Raw genomic sequence first — 21,293 nt, 5'->3', positions numbered from 1 at the left:
AGGCCGGCAGCGCGAACGCGGGGCGACCGGCCGGGCCGCGCCGAACGGAGGCGACAGGGAAGCTACCGTGGACACGCAGACCATCCCGGCCGAACTCAGCACCTTCTTCGAGAAATCCCACATCGCCCTGGCGCTGGCCGCGGCGACCGACGACAACGTCCTGCTCCTGGTGAACGCGCGGTTCCACCAGCTCACCGGCTATACGGGCGCGGAGGTCGTCGGGCGCAATTGCCGCCTCCTCCAGCGCGACGCCGACAACCGGGAGGCGCGGGCCAAGATCCACGCCTTCCTGGAGAACGACCGGCAGGACTCCGTGCGCACGCCGATCCTGAATTTCCGCAAGGACGGAAAGCCTTTCGTCAATCTGCTGTACATGTCCAAACTGAAGGCGATCTCGGGCGAGGTGCGCTTTCTTTTCGCATCCCAATTCGATGTCAGCCGCTCGCAACCCGAGTTGCTTTCCGCCTACGATACCGAACTCGGCCGGACCTTGAGCCGGCTGACCCCGACGCTTGCGGAGAGTGGGCTCGTCATCGAGGGCTCGCTGATGACGATCGCCAACACGGTCGCCACGGTCGCGCAGGCCAAGCTCACGCTCGCGGATCTCGATGCACCAGGATTTCCATAACGCCCCCGGAGGCGAGGCCTCGGAGATCCTGGACGGCGCCGGGACGGTGACGGCCCCGCCCTTCGCCGGACCCGTCGTGGGAATCGGCGCCTCGGCGGGCGGACTCGAGGCCCTGCGGGAGATGCTGGCGCGCGCCCGGCCGCCGACCGGCATGGCCTTCGTCATCGTCCAGCACCTCGACCCCAACCACGAGAGCATGCTGGCACAGCTCCTCGACCGGCAGACCGAGCTGGAGGTGCTCCAGTGCGAGGGCGGGGAGCGGATCGCGGGCGACAAGGTCTACATCATCCCGCCCGGGCGGGGCCTCGTCATCCAGAACGGCGTCCTCGAACTCACCCACTTCGTCCAGCCGCGGGGCCTGCGCCGGCCGATCGACGACTTCTTCCTGTCGCTCGCGGTCGACCAGCAGGCCAACGCCGCCTGCGTGATCCTGTCGGGCACGGGGGCCGACGGCACGACCGGCCTGCGGGCCATCAAGGAGCATGGCGGCGTCTGCGTGGTGCAGCAGCCCGACACCGCCCGCTACGACGGCATGCCGCTCTCGGCGGTCGGCACCAGCCTCGTCGACTTCGTGCGGCCGCCGGGGGAGATCGTGGACTGCCTCACGAGCTTCTTCCGCCGCCGGGGCAACGACGCCGTCGACGACCTCTGCCGGGTCATCCGCGCGACGGTGGGCCACGACTTCTCCGGCTACAAGCGGACCACCCTGGTCCGGCGGGTCGAGCGGCGCATGCACGTCCTCGGGCTCGAGTCCGGCCGGGCCTATCTCGGCCGCGTCCGGGCGGACAAGACCGAGTGCGAGGCGCTGTTCCGCGACCTCCTCATCAACGTCACCCGCTTCTTCCGCGACGCCGAGCTGTTCGAGCTCCTCCGGGAGCGCGCGGTGGAGCCCCTGCTGCGCACCCGCGACCCCGAGGAGGACATCCGGGTCTGGATCCCGGGCTGCTCCAGCGGCGAGGAGGCCTACAGCATCGCCATGCTGTTCGCCGACGCCGCCCGCCGCCTCGGCCTGCCGCCGGCGGTCCAGATCTTCGCCACCGACATCGACGAGCGCATGCTCCAGATCGCCCGGGAGGCGACCTACCCGGCCGCCGCGCTCGCCGACATCCCGGCGCATCTGCGGGAGCGCTACGTCGTCCCCCATGCCGAGCGCTTCACCATCGCGGCCGAGATCCGCGACCTGATCCGCTTCTCCAGCCACAGCCTGGTCAAGGACCCGCCCTTCTCGCGGGTCGACCTCCTGTCCTGCCGCAACCTGCTGATCTATTTCGACGAGCGCCTCCAGCAATCGGTGGTGCCGCTGTTCCACTACGCGGTCCGGCCCGGGGGCTACCTGTTCCTCGGGCCTTCGGAGAGCGTCAGCCGGTTCGAGCACCTCTTCCCGGTCATCGACCAGCACGCCCGCCTGTTCGAGCGGCCGCCGGGCGCGCCGCAATACCCGATCGACCTGCCCGGGAGCGCCCGGCGCGGCGAGACCCGGCGCGGAGCGCGCGAGGAGCGCCGCGGCGAGCCCTCGATCGCCGACGAGACCGTCGCGGTGCGCCGCGTCATGGAGCGCTACGCCCCGCCCAGCATGGTGCTCAACGAGGATGGCGGCATCATCGCCGCCTACGGGCGCCTGAGCCGCTACTTCGACTTCCCGGTCACGCGGACCGGCGGCAGCAGCGCGATCACCCTGGCCCGTCCGGGCCTGCGTGACGTGATCGGGCCGCTGCTCCGCCAGACCCGGGACGTGCGCAAGCGCGTGGTCGTCCGCGACGTGGAGATCCGCTCGGAATACGGCGTCCAGCCGGTGGAGCTGATCTGCGATCCCCTGCCCGACGGCTCGATGCTGCTCGTCCTGCGCGACACCGGCGCCTTCCGGGCTGCGGACGATCTCGACCTGATCGAGATGGATGCCGGCGGCGACCACGTCGAGGCGCTGGAGGAGGAGCTGCTGCGCACGCGCTACAAGCTCCGCTCCACCGTCGAGGAGCTGGAGACGACGAACGAGGAGCTGAAGAGCTCCAACGAAGAAATGATGTCGATGAACGAGGAGCTCCAGTCGACGAACGAGGAGCTGTCCACGGTCAACGACGAGCTGAAGACCAAGGTCGAGCAGCTCACCATCGCCAATGCCGATCTGCGCAACTTCTTCGAATCCACCGATCTCGCCGTGGTCGTGCTGGACCGCGCCCTGAAGGTGCGCAGCTTCACCACGGCCGCCACGGCGATCTTCCCGCTGCAGCCGGCCGACCGGGGACGTCCCCTCGCCGACGTGTCGAGCCGGCTCGCCGGCCTAGAATACCTGCATGACGCCCAGGAGGTCTGCGCCGGCGGCTCGGTGATCCAGCGGCGCGTCGCCACCCGGGATGGGGACCGGACGCTCTCCCTGCGGGTGCTGCCCTACCGCCTGCAGAACGGCAGCGTCGACGGCGCCACCCTGGTGCTCACCGACATCACCGAGGCCTTGTCCCTGGAGCGCCAGCTCGCCGCAGAGCGGGAGCGGCTGGAACTGGCCGTGAAGGCCGGAGGCATCGGCGTCTGGGAATACAGCCCCGATGCCGGGACCATCGTGGTCGACAGCACCGCCGGCACGATCTTCGGCCTGACTCCCGACACGCCGCACCCCACCGCCGCCCTGGCGGCCAGCGTGCTGCCCGAGGACCGTCCCGGCTTCGAGGCGGCCCTCGCCGAAGCGGCGCACGGCCTGGACGAGTTCGAGGCGCGCATCCGCGTGCGCGTCGCCGATCACGCGCTGCGGCACATCCGCAGCTACGGGCGCCTGACCCGGAGCGGCGACCGGAAGCGGATCGTCGGCGTCTGCATCGACGTCTCGCCCGAATACGCGCTCGCCGAGACCCGCGACCTGATGCTGCGGGAGATGAACCACCGGGTGAAGAACCTGTTCGCGATCATCGGCGGCATGATCTCGGCGGGGGCCCGCACGCACCGGGAGATCGGCGTCTTCGCCACCGACATGCGCGACCGCATCTCGGCCCTCGGGCGGGCACATTCCCTGGCCGATCCCTCCGACGGCCAGGGCATGAGCGACCTCGCGGGCCTGATCGGCGCGACCCTGCGCCCGTACCGCGATCACGTCCCCACGGTGATCGAGGGGCCCCTCGTGGCGATCAACTGGCGGCACGTCTCGTCGCTGGCGATGATCCTGCACGAATGGGCGACGAACTCGGTGAAATACGGCGCGCTCGGGTCCGACGACGGCGCGCTGTCCGTCACCTGGGACCGCCAGGAAGAGGGGCTCGTCCTCGAATGGTGCGAGCGCATGGCCCGCGTGGCCGAACCGCGGCCGGGCCGGGGCTTCGGGACCCTGCTGGTGGAGATGTCCCTGCGCCAGCTCGAAGCGACCGTGACGCGCAGCCACGACGCGTCCGCCTACCGGATCACCCTGCACCTGCCGGAACTGGCGCTGACGCGGGGGTGAGGCGCGAGCCGATCCCTCCGCTACCGGCCGCACGCTCGCGGCGGCCCGTCGGATCCATCCATCCGTGTCGGCAACGCGGCTTCAGGACCGGGCGCGGGTCCCCTCGCCCGTGCGGGAGAGGGACAGGGTGAGGGGTGCGGCCTTACCGAGAAAGTCTCGACCTCGACTGACCGGCGACGGGGCGCTCGATCCTGATCCTTCTCGTCCCTCACCCCAGCCCTCTTGCGCTCGGGAGAGGGGGGTCCGTCGCGCCTCGTCTCCAGCGCCCGTGCCCGCACCCATGCCCGCGCGTCCTTCGTCCTCTCGTCTCGGGCCGCGCCCTGCAGACGCGAAACGGCCCGCCGCGGCGATGCCGGACGGGCCGTCCTGCCTGGCGGGGCACCGGGATCCCGGCGCCCCTCCGATCAGTCGATGACCTCGACGATGCGGTGGCCGCGATCGACCAGGACGGGCTGGTCGTTCACGATGGTGTAGCGGTAGCCCGGACGCACCCGGTACTCGTCGGGTACGTCGTAGTAGGTCACGCTGTCCTCCGGCAGCACGGCGCCGACCCGGACCGGGCCGCCCCAGCTGTACGAGCGCACGCCGCGGTCGCGGACGTAGCTGCGGAACCGGGGACGGTCGTCGACCCCGAGGATGCCGCCCACCGTGCCGGTGGCCGCGCCCACGGCGCCGCCGACGATGCCGCCGACCGGGCCGGCCGCATCGGCGCCGACCGCCGCACCCTCGGCCGCGCCCCGCAGGGTGCCCTGCGCCTGGGCGGCCACCGGAAGGGCGAGGAGGCCGGCCGTCGCCAGCGACAGAAGAAGCTTGTTGGTCATGCTGAGATCTCCAGGCTCGTCAGGGCGTTACGGGCCGCGGAGGCTCAGTTGCAGCCTTCCTTGTGGACGGTCTTGGAGTTGCCCATGCCGTCCTCCTTGTGGACGGTCTTGGAACCGCAATCGACGGTGCCGGTGGTGACCTCGCGCTTCTCGACGACGGTGTCGCGGTGGTCGACGACGGCGGGCCCGTCGCGGCGGATGACCGTGGTCTCCTCGGCGCTCGCCGCGCCGCACAGGGCCGCGAACAGGGCACCCGAGAGAATGATGTTGCGCATTGGTAGCCTCCTGGTTTCAATCGAACCCAGCAACGGCAACTGCGGAAAAAGGGTTCCACACGCATCGCTCTGTACAGCGCGCGGCTATTTGCGATGAGAGGCGGTATTGGTTGCGTGCAATCGATCGCAACGGGCCGGTTCAGCTGCGCAGGACCGGCGCGCCGCGTCAGCCGGCCAGGGGCGGCACCCGGCGCCACCAATCGTGCGCCCGCTCGTACTGGTGCGCCACGCGCAGGATCTCGGCTTCGGCGAAGGGCCGGCCGGCGATCTGGAGGCTGATCGGCAGGCCGCGCCGGTCGAAGCCGCAGGGCAGCGCGATCGCGGGCAGGCCCGTGAGGTTGAACGGGTAGGTCAGCCGCCAGGAGGCCGCCAGCACGCTTTCCGCGCGGCCGCCGAGCGACACCGCGGACTCGTCCGTCCGCCACGCGGTCAAGGGCGAGGCCGGGCCGACGATCACGTCGGCCTCCGCCAGGACGGCGGCCATCTCGTCCATGATCAGGGCCCGCACCTGCTCGGCGCGCAGGTAGTCCGGCCCGGTCACGAGCCGGCCCATCTCCACGAGGTCGCGGACGTCGGCGGCAAAGCCCGCCACGTGGCCCTGGGCGAGGCTGCGGTCGTGATAGGCGGTCGAGGAGGCGAGCTCGATGGCGTAGATGGCCCCGAGGCCGTGGCGCAGGGACGGCACCGCGACGTCGCGGACCGTGCAGCCCCGGTCGGCGAGGAAGCGGAGCGCCCCCTCGATTGCGGCGGCGACGTCCTCGTCGACCGCGTCGAAGAAGTGGTTGCGGATCACCGCGACGCGCAGGCCCCGGATCGGCCGGTCCAGCCCGGCCGTGTAGTCGGGGACCGGCGCCGCGCTGGCGGCGGGATCGCCGGCATCCGGGCCGGCGAGCGCCTGCAGCATCAGGGCGGAATCGGCCACCGTCAGGGTCAGCGGCCCGGCATGGTCGAGGGACCAGGAATGCGGGACGATCCCCGACCGGCCGATCCGGCCGTAGGTCGGCTTGAGGCCGACGACCCCGCACAGGGCGGCCGGGATCCGGATCGAGCCGCCCGTGTCCGAGCCGAGGGCGGCCGGGCAGAGGCGGGCCGCGACCGCGGCGCCGGAGCCGCCGCTGGAGCCGCCGGGCACCCGGTCGAGGTCCCAGGGATTGCGGGTCGGCGGCGTGACCATGCCCCAGGCGAATTCGTGCATGCGCAGCTTGCCGAGGATCACCGCGCCGGCCGCCCGAAGCCGCGCCACCGCGTGGCTGTCGGCCGCCGGGAAGGTCAGGGCCTCCACGGCGGTACCCGCCCGGGTCGGCATGTCGGCCGTGGTGTAGTTGTCCTTGATGGCGATCGGGATGCCGTGCAGCGGGCCCCGCGGGCCGGACCGGGCGATCTCGGCATCGGCCGCGCGCGCGGCGTCGAGGGCCGCGGACGAGAGGTGGACGAAGCTGTTCAGGGCGCCGTCGAGGCGCGCGATCCGGTCGAGGCTGGCGCCGACGAGGTCGGCGCTCGACAGCTCCCGCGCCGCGATCCGCCGCGCGAGCTCGGTGATCGGCAACGGCCAGAGGGCGTCAGTCACGGCGGTCGTCATGGGGCCCCCGGCGGTACGGTAAGGTCGGATCGAAGACGACCGGCGGATGGATGTCCGCGAGGTCGAGGTCGCGGAGCCGGGCGATCTCGGCGAGCACCGGCGCGAACTGCCTCAGCAGGTGCGCGACCCGCCCGGGCTCCTGGCGCAGGCCGATGACGTCGCGCAGGAGATCGGGCGCATCGGCGGACCCGCCATCGGCCGCAGCGCCCGGCCGCTCGGCGGGCGCTTTCAGGAGCATCGCCACGACGTCGTCCGGCAGGGCGCCGGCCGGGCCGTGCTTCCGGGGCATGCCGGCCACGAACGGCACGAGCTGCCGCCGGGCGATGGCCAGGACGCGGCGCAGCTCGGCGACGGGCTCGGCGTGCTCGTCGACCCGCAGGTCGAGGAGCGGGTAATCCTCGCCGGCGACGATCCTGAGGGCCGCCGATTGCTTGCCGCGCTTGTCGCCGCCGGCCGCATCGCCGGCCTCCAGCGCCCGCATGAGCCGCTCGTCGAGGTCGCAGGCGGCGCTCCCCGCGAAGGCCTCCGCCATGGCGTCGATCACGCCGGTCCCGGCGAGCATGTTGCCCTGCACGGCGTAGCCGGCCCCGGTGCGGTGTCCGGCGGCGTCCGTGCAGCCGGCGCCGGTCCAGGCCGCGCCGGTCCCGCGCGCATCGACGAGGCCGAGCTGGCGCAGGTCCGGCCGGTCGTCGGTGGCGAGCGCCGCCGCCAGGGCGGCGTCGGGGCCCTGCCCGCCGGCCAGCCCGTCGAGGATGCGGGCGGCGAGGTAGGGGTTCACCCAGGACTGGGTGGTGACGGCCCCGATCCCGGCGCGGATGTAGGGGCAAAGCCCGCCCACCGCCGGGACGGCGCTCGCCACCGCGACGCCGAGCTGCCCGGTCCGCGGGCAGCGGGCGGCGATCGAGAAGGTGTTGAGTTCGCTCATGGCTCACACCGCCAGATGGCCGATGACGCGCGCCTGCGCGTCCGGCGCCTTGGCGGGGCCGCTGTCGACGATCTCGCCGAGCTTGAGGACGGCGTAGCGGTCGGCCAGCGCCAGCGCGAAGGCGACGTGCTGCTCCACCACCAGCATGGACACGCCCGCCGCCCGCTCGGCGTCGAGCACGCCGCGCAGGCGCTCGACCATGGAGGGCTGCACGCCCTCGGAGATCTCGTCGATGAGGAGCAGGCGCGGGCGCAGCATCAGGGCGCGCCCGAGGATCAGCATCTTCTGCTCGCCCCCCGAGAGGGTGCCGGCCCGCTGGGCCAGCCGGTCCTTCAGGAACGGGAAATGACCGAACAGCCGCTCCAGCGCCTCCGGCAGCATCCGGTCGGAGGGGACCGCGAGGCGCAGGTTGTCGCGGATCGACAGGTCCTGGAACAGGGGCTGCTCCTGCGGCGCGTAGCCGACGCCGAGCGCCACGAGCCGGGCGGGCGACAGGCCGCCGAGCGCCTGTCCCCCGACGGTGATCGCGCCGCCCCGCAGGGCGACCATGCCCAGGATGGTCTTGAGCAGCGTGGTCTTGCCCATGCCGTTCTTGCCCAGCAGCGCCACGATCTCCCCCGGCGCCACCGACAGGGACACGCCCTTCACGATCGAGACCGCTCCGTAGCCGCTCGACACCCCCTCCAGGGCGAGGGCGGCGCCCGCCGGCTCGCTCCGCCGCACTGCCTCAGCCGCTGCCTCAGCCATGGGCACCTCCCGAATAGATGGTCCGGACCAGCTCGGAGCCGACGACGTCCTCCACCGTGCCGTCGAGAACGAGGCGGCCCTGGTGCAGCACCACGATCCGCGACGAGATCTCGCGCACGAAGTCGAGGTCGTGCTCGACCAGCACGGCGGCGATCCTTCCCCCGGCGGTGAGCGCCTTGAGCACGGTCCCGATGGTGGTGCGCTCGGCCTTGGTCAGGCCGGCGGTGGGCTCGTCCAGCAGGATCAGCCGCGGCTCCAGCGCCACCACCATGGCGAGTTCGAGCGCCTGCTTCTGGCCGTGGGACAGGAGGCGGGTCGGCCGGGTCAGCAGGCGGTCGAGGCCGGTCATGCGCAGGACGTCGAGGGCCGCCTGCGGCAGGCCCAGCGTCTCCGCCTGCCCGACCGGGCTCAGGCCGTCATGGGATGCCCGGGCGAGCCGGAGGCAATCGGCCACCGACAGGCTCTCGAACACGCTCGCCACCTGGAACTTGCGCCCGACCCCGAGGCCGACGATGCGGTTCGGCGTCAGCCCGGTGATCGGGGTGCCGCCGATGGCGATCGCCCCCGTGAAGGGCTCGGTGCCGTCGCTGAGGCAGCGCATCAGCGTGGTCTTGCCGGCGCCGTTGGGCCCGACGAGGCTGACGAGTTCGCCCGCCCGGATCTCCAGGTCGATGCCCTCCAGCACCGTCAGGGCACCGTAGGCCTTGGCGAGGTTCTCGACCGTGAGGATGGGGGTCGCGGAGGCGGCCGCATCCGGATCGGCCGCCCGCGCGACGAGGCGCGGCGGCGCGGGTTCCCGCCGGCCCATCGGGAGCGCCCGCCAGAGGCGGCCGACGAGGTCGGCGAGGCCGCCCGGCAGCAGGATGATGATGGCCACGAAGGCCGTGCCCAGGAGGAGCTGCCAGAGGAACGGCAGGTCGCCGGACAGGTTCGCCGCGAGGTAGTCGATGGCGATGGTGCCGAGCACCGGGCCGAGCAGCGTGCCGCGGCCGCCGAGCGCCACCCAGATCACCAGCTCGGTGCCGAACAGGAAGCCGGCATTCTCGGGCGCGACCACGCCCGAGGCGTTGGCGAACAGGAAGCCCGCGATCCCCGCGACGGCGGCCAGAGCCGCGGTCAGCCGGATCTGCAGGCGCCGCGGGTTGAGGCCGAGATAGGCGCAGCGCGCCTCGTTGTCCCGCAGCGCCACGAGGGCGCGGCCCGCATCGGCCCGGACCAGGATCCAGGCCGCCAGGGTGACGACGATCAGGAACAGGGCCGCGAGGCGGAAATAGCCCTCGCTCTCGAAGGGCAGCACGTCGAATCCGACGAGGCCGCTGCTGGAGCCGGTCCATTCGCCGCCCGCGTAGATCAGCTGCACCACGACGATCGGGACGACCAGCGAGATCACCGAGGCGTAGAGCGGGGTCGAGCGGTGGTAGAAGGACAGCCAGCCGACCGCGAGGCCGAGCAGGGCCGGCGCGACGAGCGCCGCCGCGACCGCCGCGGCGATCCCCAGGGGCGTCGCCCCGTAGGCGGTGAGGATCATCGCGGTGGCGTAGGCGCCGACGCCGAAGAAGGCCGCCTGCCCGAAGGTCAGGATCCCCGCGAAGCCCCAGAGCAGGTCCACCGTGACGGCCAGCACCGCGTAGATCATCGACCGGGTCAGGACGTTGACCGCGAAGGTGTCGAGGACGAGCGGCGCGATCCAGAGGGCGAGCGCCGCCAGGATTGCGACCACGACGGGCGCCGCGCGGGACAGGCGCCGCCGGCGGGGGGCCGCGGCGGCGCGCTCGGTGACGGGCAGGGTCTCAAGCACGGGAGAAACCTTTCGGGCTGATCCGCAGCACGAGGGCGGCGAGCACCGCGATGGCGATGCTGCCGAGGATCGGGCTCACGAAGGTGCTGATCAGGACCTGCGCGGCCCCGAAGACGAGGCAGGCCGCCGCGAGCGCCAGGTACGAGGCGTCGGCGACCATCACCAGCATGAAGGCGCCGATCAGCCAGGCGACGCCCATGTTCGGATCGACGCTGGTGAGCGGCGTCAGCAGGACGCCGGCGAGCGCCGCGAACCCCGCGCCGATCATGAACACGACGAGGCGCACGCGCCCCGTGTCGATGCCGAGGCTGCGCGCCAGGGTCTCGTTCATGATCACCGCCCGGGCCGAGAGCCCGAGCCGGGTCCGCTCGATGGTCAGCGCGAACAGGGTGCCGATCGCCAGCGCGATGCCCAGAGCCACGAGGCGGTAGGCGGAATAGTCGACGCCGAGGATCTCGACGGTGCCCGCCAGCAGGTTCGGGGTGAGCTGGACGTCCCGGCCGAAGGCCAGGGTGATGAGCTGCCCGACCACGATGCCGAGCCCCCAGGTGGCCAGGATCGCGTCGAGCGGCCGCCGGTAGAGCGGGCGGATGATGAAGTGCTCGGCGAGACCGCCGAGCGCCGCGCCGACCGCGAAGGCCAGCGGCAGCGCCAGCCAGGGATTCAGCCCGAGCTTGGCGGTCACCACCGCGCAATAGGCGCCGACCGTCAGCCACGCCCCGTGGGCGAAGTTGATGATCTTGAGCACGCCGAAGATCGCCAGGAGGCCGATCGAGACGATGAACAGGATCGCCGCGGTGGTCAGGATGTCGAGGGTGAGCAGCATCGGGGAGTTCCGGTTGAAGGACCGTCATCACGAGGCGAAAGCGGCAGAGGCCCGGCGCAATGAGCGCCCCTGTGCGGGCCTGCCGATCCACGCATCTGCTTTGGCAACGCGGATTCAGGATCGGGCGCGGGTCCCCTCTCCCGTGCGGGAGAGGGACAGGGTGAGGGATGCGGCCTCTCCAAGAGAGTCTCGACCTTGACCGCGCGGCGATGGGGCGCGCGATCCCGAAACCTCCGATCCCTCACCCCAACCCTCTCCCGCACGGGAGAGGGGGCGCGTCGCGCTCGTTCAGCGGCGTCGGTGTCCGCCTCGGACGGGCGGCCATCGTCGCCGGGCGGGGAGAGGGAGGCGTCGCGCCCCGCCCCTCATTGCAGCTTCGGGCACTGCTCGCCGGGATCGACGTCCTTGAAGGTGCCGGCGACCTTCACGGTGCCGTCCTTCTGGATCTGGCCGAGATACATGGTCAGCGGCGCGTGGTGCTGCTTGCTCATGGTGATCGTGCCCCGCGGCCCGGTGAAGCTTACCGTCGGCAGCGCCTCCAGCACCTTGGCGGTCTCGGTCCCGCCCGCCTTCTCGACCGCGGCTTTGTAGAGGTAGATCGCCTCGTATTCCGGCACCGAGAGGTCGTTCGGCGTGCGCAGCTCCGCGCCGAACTTCTTCTGCATCGCCGCCAGGAACGCCTTGTTCTCCGGGCTGTCGATCCCGGTGACGTAGGAGGCCGAGAGGTAGACGCCCTCGGCGTCCGCGCCCATGCTCTTGGCGGTGCCCTCGTCCAGCGCGAGGTTGGCGAAGGGCAGCGTCACGCCGGCGCCGCGCAGCTGCTTCGTCAGCGTCACGTTCGGCGCGCCGCCCGCCGTCGAGGTGATCAGCGCGTCGGGCTTGGCCTCCTTCAGCTTGGAGATGATCGCGGTCCAGTCGCTGCCGTCCATCGGCAGGTATTCCTCGCCGAGAACCTTGCCGCCGGTCTTCTCGACGTAGCTCTTGGCGAAGCCCAGCATGCCGCGGCCGAAGGCGTAGTCGCTGCCGATCAGGAAGTAGGTCTTGGCACCCTGCGCCTTGAAGGCGTCCACCACCGGCGGAACCTGCTGCTCCGGCACCCAGGCGTCCACGAACATGTTCTTGTTGCAGGAATGGCCCTCGTAGAACGAGGTGTAGATGTACGGCACCTTCCCCTTGGTGACGGCGGGCAGGCCGGCATTGCGCGCCGCGCTCGTCTCCATGGAGATCAGGACGTCGACCTTCTTCTGGTAGATCAGGCTGTCGAAGGCCTTCTGGGCGCCCGCCGCCCCGGAGGCGTCGTCGGCGACCTCGAGGACGAGCTTGCGGCCGAGCACGCCGCCCTTGGCGTTGATCTCCTCCACGGCGAGTTCGGCCGACTGCACCACCGAGGGGGCGACGACGCTGTTGGCGCCCGACAGGCCGATCGGGATGCCGATGACGATCGGCTTGCCGTCGGCGGCCTGCGCGGCCGTGGCGGCGAGGGCGAGCGCCGCGGCGCCGGCGAGGGACCATTTCACCATGAACGAACTCCTTGGGACGGACGGGAAGGGTTACGGATCTCGGCTCAGCCGTAGATGTCGGTGCGGCGGTCGCGCAGGAGCGAATTGAACCGGTTCAGGTCCTTGCGGCCGGCCGCGTCGAGATCGACCAGCGCCGAGAGGGTCTCGGTCCGGTCGCGGCTCGCCGGGCCGGCGAGTGGCCAGCCCTTGGGGCCGACGATCAGGCTCTGCCCCTCGAAGGGCTGGCCGCGCTCGGTGCCGACCCGGTCGGCGCAGGCGATGAAGAGGCCGTTCACGTGGGCGGCGGCCCGGTGCAGGGTGTTGGCCATGGCGGCCTCGCCCGCGGGCTGGTCGGGCATCGGCACCCAGTTGGTCGGGATGCAGACGATCTCGGCGCCCCCGAGCGCCAGCTGCCGGAAGGTCTCGGGGAACCAGCCGTCGTAGCAGATGGCGACGCCGACCTTGCCCAGCGCCGTGTCGAAGACGGGGAAGCCGAGGTCGCCCCTGGCGAAGAACACGTTCTCCTGGTCCCAGAGATGCGCCTTGCGGTAGGTGCCGATATAGCCCTCCGGCCCGACGATCACGGCGGCGTTGTAGAGGACGTCGCCGGCGGATTCGGCGATCCCCGCCACGATGTGCACGCCGAGTTCCGCGGCCAGCGCCGCCCAGGCCCGGGTGGTCGGGCCCTCCGGCACCGGCTCGGCCAGGGCGGCGGCCTCCGCGGCGGATTCGAACACGTAGCCGGTGCTGGCGAGTTCCGGCAGCACGATCAGCCGGCTGCCCGCGGCGGCGGCCGCGCGGACGAGATCGGAGGCCCGCGCCAGATTCGCGTCGACCGCGCCGAAGTCCGGCGCGAACTGGATGCACGACACCCGTATCGGCGGGCGCGCAGGACCGTTCGCTTGGATCATGAAAGCTCCAAAACGCAAAAAGCCCCTGGGCGCGGACAAGATCATCCGCGAACCAGAGGCTTCAAAGCCGAGATGTCATGCAGCAATCTTGCTGCGGGGCAACCTTGCCCGGTTAGACTACGATACGCGCCCCGAACCGGACCGCAAGACCATAAATGCGGCAGGCTGCTGCGATCAGGTCTTTTCCGCCAACGCGATGCGCAGGCCGAGACCGCTCATCGCCTCGTGGGCCGAGACCACGCTCTCGGCCACGCTGGCCATCGGCACGCGGGCGGCGGTGGCCCGGTCCCGGAGCATCTTGTAGGCGGCGTCCTCGTCGATCCGGTTCAGGTCCACGAGCAGCCGGACCGCCTTCTCGACGGTGCGGCGGCCCTTCATGGTCTCCTCCAGCCGGTTGATCTTGCTGGTGAGCCGGCCCTCGTAGCCGCGCCGGTAGCGGGCCAGGGCGAACTGGGTGAGCACGCCCCGCGGGTGGAGCGGCTTGTTGAGCACGCCGTGGGCATTGACGTCGGCGATCGCCTTCAGGGAGGTCGGGCTCTCGTAGGCCACGATGGCGATGACCGCCGGCTCCAGCGCCTCGATCGACGGCAGCAGGTGCATCACCTGGGCGTCGTCGAGCTGGATGAACAGCGTGTCGATGTCGGCGGGCAGGGCGGCGGGCGGCGGCCACGCCAGGGAGACCGCGCAGCCGAGGCGACGGAGCTGCTCCAGCAGCGCGGCGCCCTCCTCGTCCTTGGGGTGGATGACGAGGGCGCGGGCGCGCCGCAGGTCGTCCAGGATCTTGCGGGCGGGGGCGGTCACGCGGCGAGACCCTCCTCCAGCCAGTTCGTCTCGAACCGGGACCACGCGAGGTAGGGATCGGGCCGCACGGGCCGGCGCGCCCGCCAGACCACGTCGAACTGCCCGTCGGCCCGGGCGACGCCGATGCCCGGCGTGAGCCAGATGTGCCGCGTCTCGCCGTCGAAGGCGAGGTCGCCCTCCGGCGCCGCGAGGCGCTGGCGCAGGGCCGCCGCGCCGAGGCGCTCGGCGTCGAGGGTGCCGGCCTCCGTGAGCGCCCGGGCGAAGAGATGGACCTGCGCGTAGGCGGTCTCCGACCACATGCTGGTGGGGCGCTCGGGCCCGAACCGGGCCTGGAAGGCGGCGACGAAGCGCCGGTTCTCCTCGCTCGCAAGGGACCCGAAATACGGGGCCGCCAGGACGTGGCCGGTGCAGTGCTCGGGACCGATCGCGTGGATCTGGCCCTCCGCCAGGGTCAGGCTGGCGATCGGGCAGCGGGCGCGGTCGATGCCGGATTCCGCGTAGGCGCGGTAGAGCCGCTCGGCCCCGCGCCCCACCACGGTGGAGAAGACCGCGTCCGGCGCGGCGTCGCGGATCGCCGCGATCATGGCGGCATGGGCCGCGTCGTCCGCGTCGAGGGCCGCGTACAGCTCGCCCACGATGGTCCCGCCCTTCGCCTCGATCAGGTCGCGCATGACCCGGTTCGATTCCCGCGGGTAGATGTAGTCGGACCCGATCAGGAAGATCCGCCGCCCCTGCTCCTGCAGGAGGTAGTCGGCCAGGGCGAAGACGTTCTGGTTGAGGGTCGCACCGGTGTAGATGATGTTCTCCGAGTACTCGAAGCCCTCGTAGATCGACGGGTACCAGAGCAGGCCGTTGTGCCGCTCCATGGTGGACAGCACCGATTTCCGGCTCGCCGAGAGCGAGCAGCCGAACACCACCTCGACCCCGTCCTCGGCAAGCATTCGCCGGGCCAGGGTGCGGTAGGCGTCGGTCTCGCCGGCGGGGTCGTAGCAGACCGGCTCGATCGGGCGGCCCAGCACGCCGCCGGCCTGGTTGATCTCCTCGATCGCGAGCGCGGTGCCGAGGAAGTGCTCGGTCTCGGTGATGCCGCTCACCCCGCTGCGGGAGAACAGGACGCCGACCCGCCACGTCGCTTCATCCTTGGCCGCCATGGCCCCTCCCCGCGCGCGCCCAGGCCCGGCGGATCGCCCGCGCCTCGGCCCCGTCCTACCCGACGGACGCCCCCCTGCGGAAGCGTCGGCCCGGTCGCGCGGGCTCGTCCCGGATCCGCGACCGGACATCCCGCTCCGGCCGCTGCGATCCTCAGGCGGTCCCGGCCCCCGGTTCGGCCCGCCGCACCGGCCGGCTGACGAAGCGGGAGCCGGCGAGCAGGAACCGCCAGGGCGTCTCGGCGCCGCGGGTGATCCCGATGCGCCGGTCGCTGACCACCTCGACGGCCCCGGGATCGCCCGCGGCGCGGGGCTCGAACCGGAACGGCGCCCCCGCGAGGGGCGCGCCGTCCAGCGCGTCGGTGACGCCGAGGGCCTGGCAGAGGCGGCCCGGCCCGGCGCAGAGCAGGCGCGGATCCTCCACGCCGCGGCGCGCCCGCATGGCGGGAACCCCCTCGGTCGGCGCGAGGGCCCGGAGCAGCACGGCGCTGCCGGGCTCGCAGACGAGGTTCAGGCACCAGTGCATCCCGTAGGAGCGATACACGTAGGCATGGGCCGGCGGCCCGAACATGCTGGCGTTGCGCCGGGTCGGGCCGCGGAAGCTGTGGGAGGCCGGATCGGTGCTGTCGTAGGCCTCGGTCTCGACGATGATCCCGCCGGCCGCGCCGACGAACAGGCGGGCGCCGATCAGGTCGAAGGCCACCGCGGCGGCGCTGCGGGCGAAGAAGGTGTCCAGCATCGGGTCTCCGGCGCGGTCGATACGCGCGATCCTCACGTCCGGGACTCCACGGATCGCCGGCGATTGGAAATAAATCGGACGCGGCGGAAGTCTTGCTGGTACGAGGGACCGTGAATGGCGGGCCCAGAACCGATCTCCTCGGACCTCCCAGCATGGTGCGCACAGCCTCGATCGCGACGCTTCGATCCGCCGATGCGGGCGCGCAACCCCGATCCGCCACGCAAGCCGCGCGGATCCGCCTGAACCTGCGGCGCCTCCGGCTGGCCAGCGGCCTGGTCCTGTTCGGCTACGTGCTGACCCACCTGCTCAACCACGCCCTGGGCAACATCTCCCTCGACGCCATGGAGGACGGCCTCGACGTCGTCACGGCCGTCTGGCTCAATCCCGTCGGCCTGACGCTGCTCTACGGCGCCCTGGTGCTCCATCTGCTGCTCGGGCTCCAGGCGCTCTACGCGGCCCGCTTCTTCCATTGGCGGCCCTCCGAGGCCCTGCAACTGGTCTCGGGCCTGCTGATCCCGACGCTCCTCATCAGCCACATCACGGCGACCCGGATCTCCTTCGTCACCGAGGGGCTCGACAAGGGCTACGCGCAGGAACTCTACGCCTTCTGGATCGCCTCGCCGACGCTCGGCCTGCTGCAGGTCAGGGTCCTGGTCCTGGCCTGGATCCACGGCTGCATGGGCCTGTATTTCTGGCTGCGGCTGAAGCCCGCCTTCGGGCGCATGGCGCCCTGGCTGCTGGCGCTCGCGGTCCTGGTCCCGGTCCTGTCGCTGCTGGGCTTCGCGCAGGGCGGCCGCATGATCCTCACCCTGGCGCAGGATCCGGCGTGGCGGGCGGTGGCCCTCCAGCCGGTCCATGTCGGGCTGCCCGATCAGGTCGCGCGGCTCGCGGCCATCCGGGACGGGCTGCTCGGGACCTATGCGGGCCTGGTGGCGGCGGTGGTCGCAGCGCGCGGCGTGCGGACCCTCGCCGAGGTCAAGCGGGGCACGATCCGGCTCAGCTATCCGGACGGGCGGGTGGTGCGGGTCCCCCGGGGCACCAGCGTGCTGGAGGCGAGCCGGCGCAACCGGATCCCCCATGCCAGCGTCTGCGGCGGCCGCGGCCGATGCTCCACCTGCCGCATCCGGGTGACGGACGGCAGCGACGGCGCGCCCAGTCCCGGCCGCACCGAGCGGTCGGTCCTGGAGCGCATCGCCGCCGGTCCGGGGGTGCGGCTCGCCTGCCAGTTCCGGCCCGAGACCGACATGGCCGTGGTGCCGCTGCTGCCGCCGCAGCCGCGGATGCGCCAGGCCGACCTGCTCGACCGGGCGCAATCCGGCGAGGAGCGCTTCATCGTGGCGATGTTCGTCGACCTGCGCGGCTCGACCCGGCTCGCCGAGGAGCGCCTGCCCTACGACACGGTGTTCATCATCAACCGCTTCCTCGGCGCGGTCGGCGACGCCGTGCGGGAGGCCGGCGGCTCGACCAACCAGTTCCTCGGCGACGGTCTGCTCGCCCTGTTCGGCCTGGAGACGGAGCCCGGGCAGGCCGCCCAGGACGCCTTGCGGGCGATCGACCTCATCGCCGACGCCGTCGACACCCTGAACCGGCTGCTGGCGGCCGATCTGGAGCATACGCTCCGGTACGGGATCGGCGTGCATGCGGGCCTCGCCATCGTCGGCGAGATGGGCGACGCCACCGATGCCCGCTTCACGGCGCTGGGCGACACCGTCAACGTCGCCGCCCGCCTCCAGGGCCTGACCAAGACCCTCGGCTGCGTGGCCGTGGTGTCGGAGGCGGTCTATCAGGCGGCCCGCGTGGCGCCGGCGCAGATCCGGGACGTCGCGGTGGACGGCCGGTCCGAGGCCGTCCGGGTCAACACCCTGGGCCGCCTCTGAGGCGGCGTCCGGGCGGGACGCGCGGGCCGTCCCCGCGGGCAGATCCTGTCCCCGTGCTCCTGTTCCCATGCCCCCGGCCCCGCCGCCACGCCTCAGGCCCGTTGCCGGTCCGCCGCCCCGAGGCGCGGCGCCAGGGCCAGCATCAGCGGCACCACGGCGAGCGCCGTCCCGGCCGCCGCCACCGCCGCCCAGTGCGGGCCGGCCGCGTCGCCGAGCCGTCCGTAGAGCAGCGGCGCCGCCAGCGCGCTGCCGCCGAGCGTCCAGGTGTAGAATACCGCGAAGGCCCGCTCGACCCGGCCGCCCGGGGCCAGTTCCGGCACCGTCCCGTAGAGGACCGACGAGGTGCCGTTCAGCATCACGCCGAGGAGCGGCAGCAGGATCAGCCCGGGGGCCAGGGGCAGGACGATCACCGCCAGGATCGCGAGCGCCGTCCCGGTCTCGGTGAGGATCACGGTCCGGGTCACGCCGAGGCGTTCCCCGAGGCGCCCGCACACCGCCTTGCCGAGGGCGCCGCCGATGAAGACCAGCGAGAGCGCGAGGCCCACCGTGGTCAGCGCCGCACCCTTCTCCTGCAGCAGGAACGGCAGGTAGAGCAGGAAGGCCGGCCGCGCGGCGTTGTCGAGCATGCCGATGGCGACGAGGAGCCCGAACCCCGCGCCGGGCGGCGATCCGCCCGCGACCCGGCGGGTCGCCCGCTTGGCGGCCGCCTGGGCGCTGCGTGACTGCGGCTCACGCGGAAGCAGGCGCCCGACCAGCACCGCCACGAGGACGCCTCCGCCGGCGATCACCCAGAGGGCGTGGCGCCAGCCCGACAGGGTCAGCAGCAGCCCGACCAGGGGCGGGACCGCCGCCTTCCCGAGGTCGCCGGTGAAATTGTAGGTGCCGAGGGGCCCCCGCGCCGCCGCGCCGTAGGCCCGGGCGATCACCGCCGAGGCCAGGGGATGCTGGGTGCTGCTGCCGGCGCCGCCGAGCAGGAGGCCGACCCCGAGCCCGACGAGGCCGCCCGAGGCGCCGGCGATCGCGTAGCCCGCCGCGCTGAGCCCGGTGCCGAGCACCAGCACGATGCGGGCGCCCCAGGCCTGGGCAAGGCGGCTCGCCGGCATCTGCAGCGCCGCCAGCGCGCCGTTGTAGAGCGACCGTAGGAAGGCCAGGGCGACGTAATCGAGGCCGAACTCCGCCTGCCAGACCGGCAGCAGCACGTAGATCAGGTCCGTGTAGCCGTCGTGCAGGGCGTGGTTGACCCCGGTCGCCAGGAGGGTGCGCCGGGCCTCCGGCGGGGACGCGGTTTCGGAAGACGCGGTCGGAACGGACGCGACGGACATCCAGCCATCCTTCGTGGTTCCGATCCAGGATGGCGGTCTGGCGGGGGGCTGACAAACACCTTATGCTGACGCTCGCGTGAGGAAACCTGACCCGTGCATCGTCGCCTGCCGCCCCTGAACGCCCTGAAGGCCTTCGAGGCGGCCGCGCGGCACGGGAGCTTCACCCGGGCCGCGGACGAGCTGCGGGTCACCCACGGCGCGGTGAGTCGGCACGTGCAGATGCTGGAGGGCTGGCTCGGCCTGCCGCTGTTCACGCGCCACAACCGGCGCGTGGTCCTCACCGAGGCGGGGGTCGCCTACGCCACCGAGATCGGCGCCGCCCTCGACCGGATCGCCCTGGCCACGGCCCGCCAGGTCGAGCGCGGGCGGCCCCGCCTGCTGCACGTGAATGCGCTCGCCACCTTCACCCTGCGCTGGCTGATCCCGCGCCTGTCCGGCTTCCAGGTGGCCAACCCGGCGATCGAGGTCCGGCTGACGACCTCCAACGTGCCCCTGGCGCAGCTCGCGGAGCCGTTCGATGTCGCGATCCGCGGTGGTCCGGAGACGCGCCCGGGCCATCGCGCGGAGCCGTTCCTGTCCGAACGCCGCATCCCCGTCTGCAGCCCGGCCCTGCTGCAGCGCCTCCCCCTCGCAGAGCCCGAGCAGCTCCGACAGCACACCCTGCTGCACGCGGCGACGCTCCCGCGGGTCTGGCCGGACTGGCTGCGGGCGGCCGGTGTGCCCGATCTGGAGCCGCAGGCCTCGGTGACGCTGGAGCATTTCTACCTGACCCTCCAGGCCGCCCTCGACGGGCTCGGGATCGCCATGGGGCCCGAGCGGCTGATCGCCGACGACGTCGCGGCCGGCCGCCTGACCCTGCCCTTCGCGGGCCCGTCTCTGCCGGCACGGAGCTACTACACCTACGTCCCGGAGCCCCGGGCGGAGGATCCGGCGGTGCGGGCCTTCTGCGGCTGGCTCGCCGAGGCGGCCCGGCAACCGTGAGATCCCGTCTTTGCGAGCGCAGCGAAGCAACCCAGTGTCGCGCAACGTTGGGGTTCGTGGCGCCGCTGGATTGCTTCGCTGCGCTCGCAAGGACGGTTTCGGAGTGGCGTCCGGGCGCGGTTCCGCGCATGGATCGGATCCGGAACGCCCCCGACCGCGTCAGGGTTTGCGTGAGACGCTTCTGCCGAAGGTGACCGCATGGCGCGCAAGCGTCTCCGCCCGACGATCGAGAGCCTGATCGAATCCCTCGGGCGGCTCGGCCTGTCCCCGGAGGCCGTCGACCTCGACCGGCTGCTCGCCGATCTCGAACTGCCCGAATACGGCGCCGAGGTGGAGGACGACCGCGTCGCCCGCGCCGTGCGCGCGATGCAGGCCGCCCGGGCCTTCGCGGAGACCGGCATCCCGGCGGTCCGCAAGGCCGTGCCGAACCTCCGGGCCGTGGTGACGAAGGACCACCGGATCACGTGGCTGATCCGCACCGAGATCCCCCTCCTCGACAACGGCCGCCTGGACCTGCGGCTCGACATCGCGCCGGAGCCGGAGGCGGCCGAGATCCTGGCCCGCATGGCCGCCCGGAACGACCCGGCCCACCGCCTGGACGCCCTGCGCGAGGCCGTGACGCGCACGGCGCTCCAGGCCAGCCGGGCCCTGCACAAGCCGGTCGACCGGTTGCGGGCGCAGCTCCTCGTCGACCTGCGCGAGGTCGGGGCGGACGCCGCCGCCTACATCGCCCACATGGACCGGTCGCTGCGGTCCCGGGTGTTCACCTACGGCCCGAAGCTCGCCCGGGGCCTCAACGACACGCTCACCCCCGTGCGCCGGCACGCCAAGGCGGTGGCCCGCGAGGGCTCGCGCCTGCGCCGCCTGCGCGATCAGGTCGGCTTCGGCGCCTATATCGAGCGCTTCACCGCCGCCCGGCGCCTCAACCGGACAATCCTGTTCCACATGGGGCCGACCAATTCCGGCAAGACCTACGCGGCGCTCCAGCACCT

The 21,293-nt window shown here is 72.4% G+C and carries 18 protein-coding genes (1 of these 18 running past the window's edge); 5 read left to right on the top strand and 13 right to left on the bottom strand.

All coding sequences use genetic code 11. The features are described from left to right. The first annotated feature begins 67 nt into the window (after nucleotides 1-67). Together P9K36_RS25635 and P9K36_RS25630 are read left to right on the top strand one after the other, a co-directional pair. A complete protein-coding gene (locus tag P9K36_RS25635; RefSeq protein WP_043387271.1) occupies nucleotides 68-628 on the top strand; it encodes a PAS domain-containing protein in 561 nt (186 codons plus the stop codon). Continuing rightward, complete coding sequence (locus P9K36_RS25630) at nucleotides 609-4,052, top strand: CheR family methyltransferase (RefSeq protein WP_278306209.1); 3,444 nt, start codon at nucleotides 609-611, stop codon at nucleotides 4,050-4,052. The genes P9K36_RS25635 and P9K36_RS25630 overlap by 20 nt, the downstream gene beginning before the upstream one ends. Before the next feature lie 404 nt (nucleotides 4,053-4,456). Here P9K36_RS25630 and P9K36_RS25625 read toward each other — a convergent pair whose 3' ends face one another. From P9K36_RS25625 to P9K36_RS25570, 12 genes are all read right to left on the bottom strand, one after another. Next, nucleotides 4,457-4,873: a DUF1236 domain-containing protein gene (locus P9K36_RS25625; protein WP_278306208.1), complete on the bottom strand. Its 417-nt coding sequence runs from the start codon at nucleotides 4,871-4,873 to the stop codon at nucleotides 4,457-4,459. Nucleotides 4,874-4,917: 44 nt separating this feature from the next. Further along, nucleotides 4,918-5,148: a hypothetical protein gene (locus P9K36_RS25620; RefSeq protein ID WP_043358016.1), complete on the bottom strand. Its 231-nt coding sequence runs from the start codon at nucleotides 5,146-5,148 to the stop codon at nucleotides 4,918-4,920. A gap of 166 nt (nucleotides 5,149-5,314) precedes the next feature. Continuing rightward, a complete protein-coding gene (locus P9K36_RS25615) occupies nucleotides 5,315-6,715 on the bottom strand; it encodes an amidase (protein ID WP_278306207.1) in 1,401 nt (466 codons plus the stop codon). Next, nucleotides 6,708-7,652 (bottom strand): DUF1028 domain-containing protein, encoded by a 945-nt coding sequence (locus P9K36_RS25610; RefSeq protein ID WP_053610622.1) that lies wholly within the window; start codon nucleotides 7,650-7,652, stop codon nucleotides 6,708-6,710. Before P9K36_RS25610 ends, P9K36_RS25615 begins: the two co-directional genes overlap by 8 nt. A gap of 3 nt (nucleotides 7,653-7,655) precedes the next feature. Next, nucleotides 7,656-8,399, bottom strand: a complete 744-nt coding sequence (locus tag P9K36_RS25605; protein WP_278306206.1) for an ABC transporter ATP-binding protein — start codon at nucleotides 8,397-8,399, stop codon at nucleotides 7,656-7,658. Then, nucleotides 8,392-10,197 (bottom strand): ATP-binding cassette domain-containing protein, encoded by a 1,806-nt coding sequence (locus P9K36_RS25600; RefSeq protein WP_278306205.1) that lies wholly within the window; start codon nucleotides 10,195-10,197, stop codon nucleotides 8,392-8,394. Before P9K36_RS25600 ends, P9K36_RS25605 begins: the two co-directional genes overlap by 8 nt. Next, the gene (locus P9K36_RS25595) at nucleotides 10,190-11,023 is read right to left on the bottom strand and encodes a branched-chain amino acid ABC transporter permease (protein ID WP_043387286.1); all 834 of its coding nucleotides are present in this window, start codon (nucleotides 11,021-11,023) and stop codon (nucleotides 10,190-10,192) included. Before P9K36_RS25595 ends, P9K36_RS25600 begins: the two co-directional genes overlap by 8 nt. Nucleotides 11,024-11,388: 365 nt before the next feature. Then, nucleotides 11,389-12,543 carry a substrate-binding protein gene (locus P9K36_RS25590; protein ID WP_053610619.1) on the bottom strand — a complete coding sequence of 385 codons (1,155 nt, stop codon included), beginning with the start codon at nucleotides 12,541-12,543 and terminating at the stop codon, nucleotides 11,389-11,391. A gap of 44 nt (nucleotides 12,544-12,587) precedes the next feature. Beyond that, nucleotides 12,588-13,433 (bottom strand): nitrilase family protein, encoded by an 846-nt coding sequence (locus P9K36_RS25585; protein WP_043357995.1) that lies wholly within the window; start codon nucleotides 13,431-13,433, stop codon nucleotides 12,588-12,590. A 174-nt stretch (nucleotides 13,434-13,607) separates the two neighbouring features. Continuing rightward, on the bottom strand, nucleotides 13,608-14,234 hold the full coding sequence (locus tag P9K36_RS25580; RefSeq protein ID WP_043357993.1) for an ANTAR domain-containing protein: 627 nt from the start codon (nucleotides 14,232-14,234) through the stop codon (nucleotides 13,608-13,610). Next, nucleotides 14,231-15,385: a transporter substrate-binding domain-containing protein gene (locus P9K36_RS25575; RefSeq protein ID WP_043387289.1), complete on the bottom strand. Its 1,155-nt coding sequence runs from the start codon at nucleotides 15,383-15,385 to the stop codon at nucleotides 14,231-14,233. The genes P9K36_RS25580 and P9K36_RS25575 overlap by 4 nt, the downstream gene beginning before the upstream one ends. A gap of 151 nt (nucleotides 15,386-15,536) precedes the next feature. Next, entirely contained in the window at nucleotides 15,537-16,121 is a 585-nt protein-coding gene (locus P9K36_RS25570) for a DNA-3-methyladenine glycosylase (protein ID WP_043759675.1), read from the bottom strand. Between the two features lie 152 nt (nucleotides 16,122-16,273). Here P9K36_RS25570 and P9K36_RS25565 point away from each other — a divergent pair, with 152 nt between their 5' ends. Next, on the top strand, nucleotides 16,274-17,998 hold the full coding sequence (locus P9K36_RS25565; RefSeq protein WP_278306204.1) for an adenylate/guanylate cyclase domain-containing protein: 1,725 nt from the start codon (nucleotides 16,274-16,276) through the stop codon (nucleotides 17,996-17,998). Between the two features lie 92 nt (nucleotides 17,999-18,090). Here the strand turns inward: P9K36_RS25565 and P9K36_RS25560 are convergent, their stop codons facing one another. Next, nucleotides 18,091-19,320, bottom strand: coding sequence for an MFS transporter (locus P9K36_RS25560; RefSeq protein ID WP_043387294.1), 1,230 nt, complete (start codon nucleotides 19,318-19,320; stop codon nucleotides 18,091-18,093). 93 nt (nucleotides 19,321-19,413) lie between these two features. Between P9K36_RS25560 and gcvA the strand changes: the two genes are divergently transcribed. Both gcvA and P9K36_RS25550 read left to right on the top strand, forming a co-directional pair. Beyond that, on the top strand, nucleotides 19,414-20,301 hold the full coding sequence (gene gcvA / locus P9K36_RS25555; RefSeq protein ID WP_043357984.1) for a transcriptional regulator GcvA: 888 nt from the start codon (nucleotides 19,414-19,416) through the stop codon (nucleotides 20,299-20,301). 198 nt (nucleotides 20,302-20,499) lie between these two features. Then, nucleotides 20,500-21,293 carry the beginning of a helicase-related protein gene (locus P9K36_RS25550; RefSeq protein ID WP_043759671.1) on the top strand. The gene runs 1,351 nt beyond the window's last position, so 794 of the gene's 2,145 nt are visible here — the first part of the coding sequence; its start codon is at nucleotides 20,500-20,502; the stop codon falls past the right edge of the window.

It is taken from the genome of Methylobacterium sp. 391_Methyba4, assembly GCF_029691625.1.
GTDB lineage: Bacteria > Pseudomonadota > Alphaproteobacteria > Rhizobiales > Beijerinckiaceae > Methylobacterium > Methylobacterium fujisawaense.
Note: the sequence above shows the minus strand (reverse complement) of the source record. Positions and strands in the feature narration are given on the sequence as shown.